We start from the raw sequence: 13,740 nt of genomic DNA on the forward strand, positions 1-13,740 counted from the left end.
CCTCACAGCGCCGATGGTACTGCAGGGGGGACCCTGTGGGAGAGTAGGACGCCGCCGAACAATTTTTGATAAAGGTCGGATCCTGAACTTCGGTTCAGGGTCCGACCTTTTTCTGTTCTGCGTAACGTGTCGTTCACGTTCCGAGCACAGCATCCCGGACATGGGAACTTCAGCGATGCTCAGGGCCGCCGGAGTCGGAGTCGGTGACGAGGTCGTCGTACCGGCCTTCGGGAACGTCGAAGTCGCCGAGGCCGTGGTCCTGGCGGGCGCGCTCCCGGTGTTCGCCGACATAGACCCGGTGACCTACTGCCTCGCCCCGGACGCGGTCGAGGCTGCCGTAACTTCCCATACCGTGGCGGTCGTTGTCGTGCACCGCTTCGGACGGCGGGCCGACATCGGACGGTTGCGCGAGCTGGGGCGGCGGCACGGACTGCTGGTGCTGGAGCAGGGCGAGTCCGAGGCGCCGTACGACGAGATAGCCCAGCGCCGGCAGCGGGCCGCCTATCTCGACGCCAAACTCAAGGGCGTGGACACGCCGGACGGCGGGGACGGGCACACCTACCAGCAGTACGTCGTGCGGGTACCGGGGAACGGCCGGCCGGACCGTGACGCCTTCGCACGTGCGCTGCGGGCCAGGGGAGTGGAGTGCCGGGTGCCCGTGAAGACGCCCGTGCACCGGCTGCCGGCCTTCCGCCGGTACGTATCGCTGCCGGAGACCGAGCGGGCCGCCGACGAGACACTCGCGCTGCCCGTGGACGCCGCGCTCACCAAGCGCGACATGCAGCGGACGGCCGCCGCCTGCAACGCCCTCGGCGGCCTGCTTCAGCCGGCCTTCTGACCAGGCCCGAACGAATTTGGGAACCAAGCCCTGTTCGGGGTACAGTTTCTCTGTCGCCGCGAGGGAAACCTCGAAAACGACAGGCCCCTATAGCTCAGTCGGCAGAGCGTCTCCATGGTAAGGAGAAGGTCAACGGTTCGATTCCGTTTGGGGGCTCCGCAAAAAGGCCCCGCCCTTCCGGGTGGGGCCTTTTCCGTGCTTCCTCACACCTCCTGATGAATGCCCGGGACGCGCATTGCCAGAATCGCCATGTCGTCGGACGGAGCGTCCGAGGCGAAACGCTCGACGGCGCGCATGATGCGTGCCGCGACCGCACCCGCCGTCAGACCCGTGCAGGTGGTGAGGACATCGGCGAGGCCGTCGTCGCCCAGCATGCGCGACCCCTCACGGCGTTCGGTGACCCCGTCCGTGACGCAGAGCAGCACATCCCCCGGGTCGAGGGTGACCGTCTCCTCGTACAGCTCCAGGTCCTCGATGACGCCCAGCAGCGGCTGCGGTTCGGCCGCGGCCGTCACCGTGCCGTCCTGGCGCAGGCGCAGCGGCAGCGGGTGGCCGGCGCAGACCACCTTCAACTCGGCGCTGCCGTCCACCTGGGTCCGCAACTCGCCGTAGAGCAGCGTCAGGAAGCGGCTGCGGTCCCCCTCGTCGAGGATCGCGGAGTTCAGGCGCTGCAGGACCGCCGGGCCGGACAGGCCCTCGCGGGCCAGCAGGCGCAGGGCGTGCCGGGCCAGGCCGGTGACCGCCGCCGCGTTGGGGCCCGTACCGCAGACGTCTCCGATGGCGAAGCCGTACGCGCCGTTGCCGATGGGGAAGACGTCGTAGAAGTCGCCGCCGACCTCGTTGCCCTCGCCCGCCGCGCGGTAGATGACCTCCACCTCGACGCCGTCGATGTGCGGCAGGCCCGGCGGGAGCAGGCTGCGCTGGAGGGACTGGCTGATGGCCGTCCGCTCCGAGTACAGGCGGGCGTTGTCCAGGGCGAGGGCGGCCCGGCGGCTCAGGTCCTCGGCCAGTTCCAGGATCTCCTGGCGGAAGTGCTCGTCGGTGGGCTTGCCGAGGGTCAGCATGCCGATGACGCGGTTGCGGGCGACGAGCGGCAGGACCACCGTCTCCCCGCCGACCGCGGACGCCGTCGCGAGCGTCGGGCCGATGCCGGAGGCGATCCGGTGGGTGGGCCCGCCGGCCAGGCCCAGGCTCCGCATGGAGGAGCGCAGGGCCGCCTGGTGGGCGACCTCGCCCGGGGCCGTCCAGACCCGGGCGCCGGGCGTCGGCACCGGGTCCGGCGGCGGGATCTTCGACAGCAACGACTTGATGCCGTCGATGAGTTCCTCGTCCTCGTGCAGGACGTACGACAGATACGGTTCGGACGCCTGGTCGGCGATCGTGTACACCGCGCACCAGGTGGCCAGGGTCGGGACCGTCATCTGGGCCATCAGGGCCAGCGTCTGGTCCCGGTCCAGGGTGCCCGCCAGCAGGTCTGAGGCCTCCACCAGGAAGCTGAGCGAGCCGCGGCGCAGCCGTTCCAGCTCGCCGAGGCGGGCCGACTCGACGGCCAGGGCGATCCGGTCGGCGGCGAACTGCAGGCGCAGCGCCTCCTCGTTGGTGTACCGGCCGGGGGCCTCGGCGGCGACGCCCAGGGAGCCGGTGAGGCGGCCCTCGACCTTCAGTGGGACGGTGACGACCGAGCGCATGCCGGTGCCGGCGAGCAGTGGTACGGCTCCGGGGACGGCGGCCAGGTCGTCGTGGACGGCGGGCATGCGGGCGGAGCCGTAGCGGCCGGGGCCCGCCTCGACCGGCACGCGCGCGAAGCGCTGGCGGGCGGAGGGCAGTCCGGTGGAGGCGCGGACCTCCAGCTCGGTCTCGTCGTCGGTGGCCAGCAGCAGGAAGGCGGAGTCGCCGTCGAGCATGTCGCGGGCGCGTTCCACGGTGCGCTGGAGCAGTCCGTCGAGGTCGTCCGGGGCGGGGGAGCCGATGAACACCTCGAAGGGGTCGGTGCTCTGGCCGTCGGAGGACGGGTTCTGGTCGCCGGCCGGGACGCGGGGCGGCGTCTGCAGGACGGCGCGTTCGTGGTCGCGGACCAGCAGGCAGACGGTCGAGGGTTCGCCGCCGGTGTCACGGACCCGCAGATGGGAGGCGTACACCTGGGCCACCCGGCCGTCGGCGCGGCGGATGCCGTAGGTGCCCTCCCAGCGGGAGAGCTGGAGCGCCTCGGCGATGCCGGTGCCGGTGCCGGGGGTGTGCGGCCAGGCGGCCAGCTCGGTCAAGGGTTTGCCGATGACGTCGGAGGCCGGGTAGCCGAACAGCTCCTCGGCGTCCTCGTTCCAGGCGCTGATGCCGCCCTTGCGGTCGATCTGGAGGACGGCGACGCGGACCCGGCCGTCGGCCAGCGGCAGCAGGTCGGCGGGCAGGGCGGGCCCGGCGGTGCGGGTGCCGACCGGGCGTTCCGGCAGGTTGAGCTGGAACCAGACGCTCTTGTGGGTGGGGGTGTAGTCGACGCCCCAGCGGGTGGCCAGGGCCGCGCAGAGCTGGAGCCCCCGGCCGCCCTCGCGGTCCGGGCTGCCCATGGAGACGGCGGAGCTCTGGAGGGGGACCTCGCGCTCCGGGTAGCGGTCGGAGACCTCGACGCGCACGCCGTCCTCGGTGCGCAGGCACAACACGTCCGCGTGCGTGCCCGCGTGGACGACGGCGTTGGTCACCAGCTCGCTGGTCAGGACGACCGCGTCGTCGACGATGTCGGCGAATCCCCAGCCCTGGAGGGTGTCGCGGACGAAGGACCGGGCGGTCGCGACGGATCGCCCGACGGGCTCGAAACTGGCGGCCGCACGCGCGGTGATCACAGAACTCCTCGGCCGGTTGTCGGCATGCAGGGCTGTCCCGACGGCCGGCTCGCGCCGCTGCTGCGGCATCGGCTCGCCCGTCGGCTGTGACTCCGGGGGCTGCCCCCCGGGGATCAGTCCGGTGGTCATGATGTCCGGCCGCCCCTCCGATGCCCGCTCGTACTCGTGCCACCGCCCAGGCCGGACGGACCGGTGCGGCTGGACAGCCGCATGCAAGGTTACTTACCTTCGCGGTCCGAGCGGATGCCGGTCTTCGGTGTTTACGCCCTCAGGGTGTGCGGACGATGTGCGAAGCTGCCGAACTGTTATGGCCGGGTTCGGCCGGGGTGAAACACTGGGCAAGCTTCTGATGAAGGTCGGGCCGGGCCGCGTGTGCCGGGCACACGGCGGGCAGCAGCCCTTGGTGTGGCCGGATCCCGTCTGGCGGACATGCGCAGAAGCAACCGGTACGCGGACGCGGTCGGTATGCCGGTGACCGGCACACCGGGGCCGAAGCGGCCGGGTACAGCAGCAATGGTCTACCCCTCCGGGAGGGACACAGTGGAGTCTGGCGCGGCGACGCGAGGCACGAAGACGCGCGCGAAAGGCGGACCGTCCCTGGGCAGGAGCGGCGGCACCACCACGGTGGACACGGCCGCCCTGAACCGGCTGCTGGCGGCCCTCGTGTCGATGCGGGACGGGAACTTCCGCAAGCGGCTGACGGTCTCCGGGGACGGCGTGATGTCGGAGATCGCGGCCGTCTTCAATGAGGTGGCCGACCGGAATCTGCATCTGACCGGTGAGCTGTCCCGGGTGCGGCGCATGGTGGGGCGTGAGGGAAAACTCACGGAACGGCTGGAGACGGGTGCCTGCGAGGGCTCCTGGGCCACCGCCATCGAGCATTCCAACGCGCTGGTGGACGATCTGGTCTGGCCCGTCTCGGAGGTCAGCCGGGTGCTCACGGCGGTCGCCGAGGGTGACCTGTCGCCGCGCATGGAGCTGCGGACGCAGGCGCCGGACGGCGGTACGGGGCATCCGCTGCGCGGGGAGTTCCTGAAGGTCGGCCGGACCGTCAACAACCTGGTGGACCAGTTGTCGACGTTCACGGACGAGGTCACGCGCGTGGCCAGCGAGGTCGGCACCGAGGGCAAGCTCGGCGGGCAGGCCCGGGTGCGCGGGATGTCGGGTTCGTGGAAGGACCTGACCGAGTCGGTCAACACGATGGCGGACCGGCTGACCGCCCAGGTGCGGGACATCGCCCTGGTGACCACGGCGGTCGCCAAGGGCGATCTGTCCCGCAAGGTGACCGTGCACGTGGCCGGCGAGATGCTGGAGCTGAAGAACACCGTCAACACGATGGTGGACCAGCTTTCGGCCTTCTCCTCCGAGGTGACCCGGGTGGCCCGGGAGGTGGGCACCGAGGGCATCCTGGGCGGCCGGGCGCAGGTGCCCGGGGTGGCCGGCGTGTGGAAGGAGCTGACCGACTCCGTCAACACCATGGCGGGCAACCTGACCGCGCAGGTGCGGGGGATCTCGCAGGTCACGACGGCCGTCGCGAGCGGTGACCTGTCGCAGAAGGTGACGGTGCCGGCGCGGGGCGAGGTGGCGCGGCTCGCCGAGACGATCAACCAGATGACCGAGACGCTGCGGATCTTCGCGGACGAGGTCACCCGGGTGGCGAACGAGGTCGGTGCGGAGGGCCGGCTCGGCGGGCAGGCGAACGTGCCGGGCGCGGCCGGTACCTGGAAGGACCTGACGGACTCCGTCAACACGGTCTTCCGGAACCTGACGACGCAGGTGCGGGACATCGCCACGGTGACGACGGCGGTGGCCAACGGTGATCTGTCGCAGAAGGTCACCGTGGACGTGGCCGGCGAGATGCTGGAGTTGAAGAACACCGTCAACGGCATGGTGGACCAGCTGTCGTCGTTCGGTGCCGAGGTGACGCGGGTCGCGCGGGAGGTCGGTGTCGAGGGTGAGCTGGGCGGCCAGGCGCAGGTGCCGGGCGCGGCGGGCACGTGGAAGGACTTGACGGACTCCGTCAACACCGCGTTCCGCAACCTGACCGGTCAGGTGCGCAACATCGCCCAGGTGACGACGGCGGTGGCGAACGGTGATCTGTCGCAGAAGGTCACCGTGGACGTCTCGGGTGAGATGCTCCAGCTGAAGAACACCGTGAACACCATGGTGGACCAGCTGTCGAGCTTCGCCGACCAGGTCACGCGGATGGCCCGGGACGTGGGTACGGAGGGCCGGCTGGGCGGTCAGGCCCGGGTGGACGGCGTTTCGGGTACGTGGAAGGAGTTGACGGATTCCGTCAACTTCATGGCCGGCAACCTTACGTCGCAGGTGCGGCAGATCGCCCAGGTGACGACGGCGGTGGCGCGCGGTGACCTGTCGCAGAAGATCGATGTCGACGCGCGCGGCGAGATCCTTGAGCTGAAGAACACGATCAACACGATGGTGGACCAGCTGTCCGCCTTCGCCGACCAGGTGACCAGGGTCGCGCGGGACGTGGGTACCGAGGGGCGTCTCGGCGGGCAGGCGCAGGTCCCCGGTGTCGCCGGTGTCTGGCGGGACCTGACCGACTCCGTGAACGGCATGGCGGGCAACCTGACGGCCCAGGTGCGCAATATCGCGCAGGTCGCCACCGCCGTGGCGCGCGGTGACCTGTCCCAGAAGATCACCGTGGACGCGCGCGGGGAGATCCTGGAGCTGAAGAACACGCTGAACACGATGGTGGACCAGCTGTCGTCGTTCGCCGACCAGGTCACCCGGGTGGCCCGTGAGGTGGGTACGGAGGGCATTCTCGGCGGTCAGGCCGAGGTGCAGGGGGTCTCCGGCACCTGGAAGGACCTCACGCAGTCCGTGAACTTCATGGCGAACAACCTGACGATCCAGGTGCGCAACATCGCCGAGGTCACGACGGCGGTCGCGAAGGGTGATCTGTCGAAGAAGATCACTGTTGACGCGAAGGGCGAGATCCTTGAGCTCGTCACGACGGTCAACACCATGGTTGATCAACTCTCAAGCTTCGCCGAGCAGGTGACCCGGGTGGCCCGTGAGGTGGGCACCGAGGGCATCCTGGGCGGCCAGGCGCACGTGCCCGGAGTCACGGGCATCTGGAAGGACCTCAGCAACAACGTCAACCTGATGGCCAACAACCTGACCATGCAGGTGCGCAACATCTCGCAGGTGGCCGCGGCCGTCGCCAACGGCGATCTGACGCGGCAGGTGACGATCGAGGCGCGCGGTGAGGTGGCGCAGCTCGCCGACACCATCAACACCATGGTCAAGACGCTGAGTTCGTTCGCCGACCAGGTCACCAAGGTGGCCCGCGAGGTGGGCACGGACGGCATCCTGGGCGGTCAGGCGCATGTCCCGGGTGTGGCCGGTACCTGGAAGGACCTCACCGAGTCGGTGAACCAGATGGCGTCCAACCTGACCGGTCAGGTGCGCAACATCGCCATGGTCACCACGGCCATCGCCAAGGGTGACTTGACGAAGAAGATCGACATTGACGCCCGCGGCGAGATCCTCGAACTGAAGACGACGATCAACACGATGGTTGACCAGCTGTCCAGCTTCGCCGAGGAGGTCACGCGGGTGGCCCGCGAGGTGGGCACGGAGGGCCAGCTGGGCGGCCAGGCACGCGTGCGCGACGTGGACGGCACCTGGCGCGACCTGACCGAGTCCGTGAACGAGATGGCCGGGAACCTGACCCGGCAGGTGCGGGCCATCGCGCGCGTGGCGACGGCGGTGACCCGGGGCGACCTGAACCTGAAGATCGACGTGGACGCGGCCGGCGAGATCCAGGAGTTGCAGGACTACATCAACAAGATGATCGCCAACCTGCGCGACACCACGATCGCCAACAAGGAGCAGGACTGGCTCAAGGGCAACCTGGCCCGTATCTCCGCCCTGATGCAGGGCCGCCGGGACCTGGAGGACGTGGCCTCGCTGATCATGAGTGAGCTGACGCCGGTGGTGTCCGCGCAGCACGGCGCGTTCTTCCTGGCGATGCCGCTGATGGAGGGCAAGGGCGTCGGCAACGGCGAGGACGACTACGAGCTGCGGATGCTGGGCTCGTACGGCTACTCGATGGGCTCCATGCCGACGTCGTTCCGGCCCGGTGAGGCGCTGATCGGCACGGCCGCCCAGGAGAAGCGCACGATCCTGGTGGACAAGGCGCCCAACGGCTATCTGAAGATCTCCTCCGGGCTCGGCGAGGCCCCGCCCGCGCAGGTGATCGTGTTGCCGGTGCTGTTCGAGGGCAAGGTGCTCGGTGTGATCGAGCTGGCGTCGTTCACGCCGTTCACGCAGATCCAGCGGGACTTCCTCAACCAGATCGCCGAGATGATCGCGACCAGCGTCAACACCATCTCGGTCAACACCAAGACCGAGAAGCTGCTCAAGCAGTCGCAGGAGCTGACCGAGCAACTGCGAGAGCGGTCGGCCGAGCTGGAGAACCGGCAGAAGGCGCTGCAGGCCTCCAACGCCGAACTGGAGGAGAAGGCCGAGCTGCTGGCCCGGCAGAACCGGGACATCGAGGTGAAGAACACCGAGATCGAGGAGGCCCGGCAGGTCCTGGAGGAGCGTGCCGAGCAGCTCGCGGTGTCGATGCGCTACAAGAGCGAGTTCCTCGCCAACATGTCGCACGAGCTGCGCACGCCGCTCAACTCGCTGCTGATCCTGGCGAAGCTGCTCGCGGACAACGCCGAGGGCAATCTCTCGCCGAAGCAGGTGGAGTTCGCCGAGACCATCCACGGCGCGGGCTCCGACCTGCTCCAGCTGATCAACGACATCCTGGACCTGTCGAAGGTCGAGGCGGGCAAGATGGACGTCTCCCCGACCCGGATCGCGCTCGTCCAGCTCGTGGACTACGTGGAGGCCACCTTCCGGCCGCTGACAGCGGAGAAGGGCCTGGACCTGTCCGTGCGGGTCTCCCCGGAGCTGCCGGCGACCCTGCACACCGACGAGCAGCGGTTGTTGCAGGTGCTGCGCAACCTGCTGTCCAACGCGGTGAAGTTCACCGACTCCGGTTCGGTGGAGCTGGTGATCCGGCCCGCCGGCGCCGATGTGCCGGATTCCATCCGTGAGCAGTTGCTGGAGGCCGGTTCGCTGGCCGATCCGGACGGCGAGCTGATCGCGTTCTCGGTGACGGACACCGGCATCGGCATCGCGGCCAGCAAGATGCGGGTCATCTTCGAGGCGTTCAAGCAGGCGGACGGCACCACCAGCCGCAAGTACGGCGGTACCGGACTCGGGCTGTCGATCTCGCGGGAGATCGCGCAGTTGCTCGGCGGTGAGATCCACGCGCAGAGCGAGCCCGGGCGCGGCTCGACGTTCACGCTCTACCTGCCGCTGCACATGAGCGAACTGCCGCCGCAGGGCTACCAGCAGTCCGCGCCCGCGCTGGAGGCCGGCGACCTGGTCGCCTCCGAGGCGCATCTGTCCTCGGAGCTGTCCGCGGTGGAGATCGAGACGCCGGCCGAGGTGAAGTCGTACCAGGAGACGCAGCACGGTCCCGCCGCGCTCTTCCGGCGCCGGCGGCGCACCCTGCCGCGCGAGACGCAGCGGGCCGAGCAGTGGACGGCCGTCCCCGAGCAGGAGCAGCCCGCGCCGCCGACGGTGCGGTTCGGCGGGGAGAAGGTGCTGATCGTCGACGACGACATCCGTAACGTGTTCGCGCTCACCAGCGTGCTGGAGCAGCACGGGCTGTCGGTGCTGTACGCCGAGAACGGACGGGAGGGCATCGAGGTCCTGGAGCAGCACGACGATGTGGCGGTGGTGCTGATGGACATCATGATGCCGGAGATGGACGGGTACGCGACGACCACGGCGATCCGCCGGATGCCGCAGTTCGCGGGCCTGCCGATCATCGCGTTGACCGCGAAGGCGATGAAGGGCGACCGGGAGAAGGCGATCCAGTCGGGCGCCTCCGACTACGTCACCAAGCCCGTCGACCCCGACCACCTGCTGTCGGTGATGAGTCAGTGGATGAGGCCGGAGTGAGCCGGGCGGGACGGCCCGGCCGGGTGCGCCGGGACGCCGGGGGAACCCGCGGCGCGTGCGGGGAGTTGCTGCATGATGGGGGTCGGGACCACGCGGGAGTCCGGGATTCCGGGAACCATTCGGGATCTCGCCGCGTTTCCGGTACGTGCACAGTGACATCGCGGTGACAGGGTGTGGCGACAGGCGGGGTGCGGCTACGATGACCGGCACAAGGACGGGCGACGAAAGGGAGTCGTCCCCTGGGGCGGCGCCCGGTGTACCGCCGGGGCGAGGAGGGCGGGCCATGGTGCAGAAGGCCAAGATCCTCCTGGTCGATGACCGGCCGGAGAATCTGCTGGCGCTGGAGGCGATCCTCTCGGCGCTCGATCAGACACTGGTGCGGGCATCGTCCGGGGAGGAAGCGCTCAAGGCACTGCTCACGGACGATTTCGCGGTCATCCTGCTGGATGTCCAGATGCCGGGCATGGACGGTTTCGAGACCGCCGCGCACATCAAGCGGCGGGAGCGGACGAGGGACATCCCGATCATCTTCCTCACGGCCATCAACCACGGCCCGCACCACACTTTCCGGGGCTACGCGGCGGGCGCGGTGGACTACATCTCCAAGCCGTTCGACCCGTGGGTGCTGCGCGCGAAGGTCTCGGTGTTCGTCGAGCTGTACATGAAGAACTGCCAGCTGCGGGAGCAGGCGGCGCTGTTGCGGCTCCAGTTGGAGGGCGGCGGCAAGGGCGGGGTGGCCGGCAAGGAGTCGGCCGGGCTGCTCGCCGAGCTGTCCGCGCGGCTCGCGGCCGTCGAGGAGCAGGCGGAGGCGCTGTCCAAGCAACTGGACGACGATTCCGCGGACGCGGCGGCGGTGGCGACGGCGGCCCATCTGGAGCGCAAACTCACCGGCTTGCGCCGTGCCCTGGACGCGCTGGAGCCGGGCACGGGCGGCAGCGGTGCCTCGGTGCCCTCGCAGAACTGACCGAGCCCGTTCCGCAGATGCGGCTGAGTGCGCGTCAATTTCGCTCCTCCGCAGGCACGACACGAACGGGTGAAGCTATGGGCACACGTGTCCGCTGTCGTCTCCCCCGGTAACCTCACACCCATGGCCTCACGTCCCTCCGCAGCCAAGAAGCAGCCCGCCAAGAAGGCGGCCGCTCCCGCGAAGGCTCCGGCGAAGAAGGCCGTCGCGAAGAAGGCACCGGCCAAGAAGGCGCCCGCGAAGAAGGCCGTGGTGCGGAGGTCCGCGCCGCCGAAGCCGGTGCCCAGCCCCACGGGGGGCGTCTACCGGGTGGTGCGCGCCCTGTGGCTGGGCCTCGCGCACGCCGTCGGCGCCGTCTTCCGCGGCATAGGGCAGGGCGCGAAGAACCTCGACCCGGCCCATCGCAAGGACGGTGTCGCGCTGCTGCTGCTCGGCATCGCGCTGATCGTCGCCGCGGGTACCTGGGCGGACCTGCGCGGACCCGTCGGCGACCTGGTGGAGATCCTGGTCACCGGCGCCTTCGGCCGGCTCGACCTGCTGGTGCCGATACTGCTCGCGGTGATCGCCGTACGGTTCATCCGCCACCCGGAGAAGCCGGAGGCCAACGGACGGATCGTGATCGGCCTGTCCGCGCTCACCGTCGGCGTGCTCGGCCAGGTCCACATCGCCTGCGGCTCACCCGCGCGCAGCGTCGGCATGCAGGGCATAAGGGACGCCGGCGGCCTCATCGGCTGGGCGGCGGCCACTCCGCTGACGTACGCCATGACCGAGATGCTCGCCGTACCCCTGCTGGTGCTGCTGACGATCTTCGGGCTGCTCGTGGTGACCGCCACCCCGGTCAACGCCGTCCCGCAGCGGCTGCGGCGGCTCGGCGTAGTGCTGGGCGTGCTGCACGACCACGAGGCGGACCGGTTCGCCGCCGAGGAGGGGTCCTACGACGAGCAGTGGCGGGAGGAGGCGCCCGCGCGCCCGCGCAGGCGCTCCGGCGGCCCTCGGGCGTACGACCCCGAAGGCGCCGAGGCCGCGGCCCTCGCGCAGCGCCGCGGGCGCCCCAGGCGCTCCGCGGTGCCCCAGCCGGATCCGCGGCGGCACCCGGACGCCGTGGACGTCGCCGCGGCGGCCGCCGCCGCGCTGGACGGTGCCGTGCTGCACGGCATGCCGCCCTCCCCGCTGGTCGCCGACCTCACCCAGGGCGTGGGCGAGCGCGAGGACACCACCCCGGTGCCCGCCTCCGCCCCCGCCGCCGTACCCGAGCCGGCGCCGGTGCCCGCCGCCCGCCCGAAGCGGGAGAAGTCCGAGCCCGCGGCCGTACCCGACCTGACCAAGGCCGTACCCGACCTGACGAAGAAGGCCCCCGAGGCGCCCCGGGAGCTGCCCGCGCGCGCGGAGCAGCTCCAGCTGTCCGGGGACATCACTTATGCGCTGCCCTCCCTGGAGCTGCTCCGGCGGGGCGGTCCCGGCAAGGCGCGCAGCGCCGCCAACGACGCGGTCGTCGCCTCGCTCACCCAGGTCTTCACCGAGTTCAAGGTCGACGCGGCCGTCACCGGCTTCACCCGGGGCCCGACGGTCACCCGCTACGAGGTGGAGCTGGGCCCCGCCGTGAAGGTCGAGCGGATCACCGCGCTGACCAAGAACATCGCCTACGCGGTGGCCAGCCCGGACGTGCGGATCATCAGCCCCATCCCCGGCAAGTCCGCGGTCGGCATCGAGATCCCCAACACCGACCGGGAGATGGTCAACCTCGGCGACGTGCTGCGCCTGGCGGAGTCCGCCGAGGACGACGACCCGATGCTGGTCGCCTTCGGCAAGGACGTCGAGGGCGGGTACGTCATGCACTCGCTGGCGAAGATGCCGCACATGCTGGTCGCCGGTGCCACCGGCTCCGGCAAGTCGTCCTGCATCAACTGCCTGATCACCTCGGTGATGATGCGGGCGACCCCCGAGGACGTCCGAATGATCCTGGTCGACCCCAAGCGCGTGGAGCTGACCGCCTACGAGGGCATCCCGCACCTGATCACGCCGATCATCACCAACCCCAAGCGGGCCGCCGAGGCGCTGCAGTGGGTGGTCCGCGAGATGGACCTCAGGTACGACGACCTGGCCGCCTACGGCTACCGGCACATCGACGACTTCAACCGCGCGGTGCGCGAGGGCAAGGTCGAGTCGCCGCCGGGCAGCGAGCGCGAGCTCCAGCCGTACCCGTACCTGCTGGTGATCGTGGACGAGCTGGCGGACCTGATGATGGTCGCCCCGCGCGACGTCGAGGACGCCATCGTGCGCATCACGCAGCTCGCGCGCGCGGCCGGCATCCATCTGGTGCTCGCCACCCAGCGCCCGTCGGTCGACGTGGTCACCGGTCTGATCAAGGCCAACGTGCCCTCCCGGCTGGCGTTCGCCACCTCCTCGCTGGCCGACTCGCGGGTCATCCTCGACCAGCCGGGCGCCGAGAAGCTGATCGGCAAGGGTGACGGCCTGTTCCTGCCGATGGGCGCGAACAAGCCGACCCGTATGCAGGGCGCGTTCGTGACCGAGGAGGAGGTCGCGGCCGTCGTCCGGCACTGCAAGGAGCAGATGGCGCCCGTCTTCCGGGACGACGTCACCGTGGGCAGCAAGCAGAAGAAGGAGATCGACGAGGACATCGGCGACGACCTCGACCTGCTGTGCCAGGCCGCCGAGCTGGTCGTCTCCACCCAGTTCGGGTCGACGTCGATGCTCCAGCGCAAGCTGCGCGTCGGCTTCGCCAAGGCGGGGCGGCTGATGGACCTCATGGAGTCCCGCAACATCGTGGGACCGAGCGAGGGCTCCAAGGCGCGGGACGTCCTGGTGAAACCGGACGAGCTGGACGGTGTGCTCGCGATGATCCGCGGGGAGACCGAGGGGTGACACCAAGGGCCGTTCGGCCCAGCCCGGTTACGCCGGGTGGCCGAGCGGCCGTGACCCACCCGTTAGGGCGCATGGGGCAACCGTTTGGGTTTGGCGTACGTCCAGTTGAGCGAAAGGTCAGGTAAGGACCTCGCCCTGGGGTACCTGCTTGTCCGACCATCGGCATGTCGTGCCAATCCGTTGGCGTACAAAGTCATACCGTCCGGTTGCCCCACCCTTTCGTCACC

General features: G+C 70.0%; 5 protein-coding genes and 1 tRNA gene. 5 read left to right on the forward strand and 1 reads right to left on the reverse strand.

The window, feature by feature from the left end; all coding sequences use genetic code 11:
- Positions 1–175: 175 nt before the first annotated feature.
- Positions 176–838 carry a DegT/DnrJ/EryC1/StrS family aminotransferase gene (locus tag ABD350_RS09750; RefSeq protein ID WP_344347641.1) on the forward strand — a complete coding sequence of 221 codons (663 nt, stop codon included), beginning with the start codon at positions 176–178 and terminating at the stop codon, positions 836–838.
- 83 nt (positions 839–921) lie between these two features.
- Positions 922–994 (forward strand) — tRNA-Thr (locus tag ABD350_RS09755).
- 47 nt (positions 995–1,041) lie between these two features.
- Here the strand turns inward: ABD350_RS09755 and ABD350_RS09760 are convergent.
- Positions 1,042–3,801 carry a SpoIIE family protein phosphatase gene (locus tag ABD350_RS09760; protein WP_344347459.1) on the reverse strand — a complete coding sequence of 920 codons (2,760 nt, stop codon included), beginning with the start codon at positions 3,799–3,801 and terminating at the stop codon, positions 1,042–1,044.
- Positions 3,802–4,212: 411 nt separating this feature from the next.
- Between ABD350_RS09760 and ABD350_RS09765 the strand changes: the two genes are divergently transcribed.
- From ABD350_RS09765 to ABD350_RS09775, 3 genes are all read left to right on the forward strand, one after another.
- Complete coding sequence (locus tag ABD350_RS09765) at positions 4,213–9,666, forward strand: HAMP domain-containing protein (RefSeq protein WP_344347460.1); 5,454 nt, start codon at positions 4,213–4,215, stop codon at positions 9,664–9,666.
- A 283-nt stretch (positions 9,667–9,949) separates the two neighbouring features.
- Complete coding sequence (locus ABD350_RS09770) at positions 9,950–10,630, forward strand: response regulator (RefSeq protein ID WP_030785604.1); 681 nt, start codon at positions 9,950–9,952, stop codon at positions 10,628–10,630.
- 123 nt (positions 10,631–10,753) lie between these two features.
- Positions 10,754–13,513 carry a DNA translocase FtsK gene (locus ABD350_RS09775; protein ID WP_344347461.1) on the forward strand — a complete coding sequence of 920 codons (2,760 nt, stop codon included), beginning with the start codon at positions 10,754–10,756 and terminating at the stop codon, positions 13,511–13,513.
- Positions 13,514–13,740: the final 227 nt, after the last annotated feature.

Source organism: Streptomyces nogalater, from assembly GCF_039532885.1.
Taxonomy (GTDB): domain Bacteria; phylum Actinomycetota; class Actinomycetes; order Streptomycetales; family Streptomycetaceae; genus Streptomyces; species Streptomyces nogalater.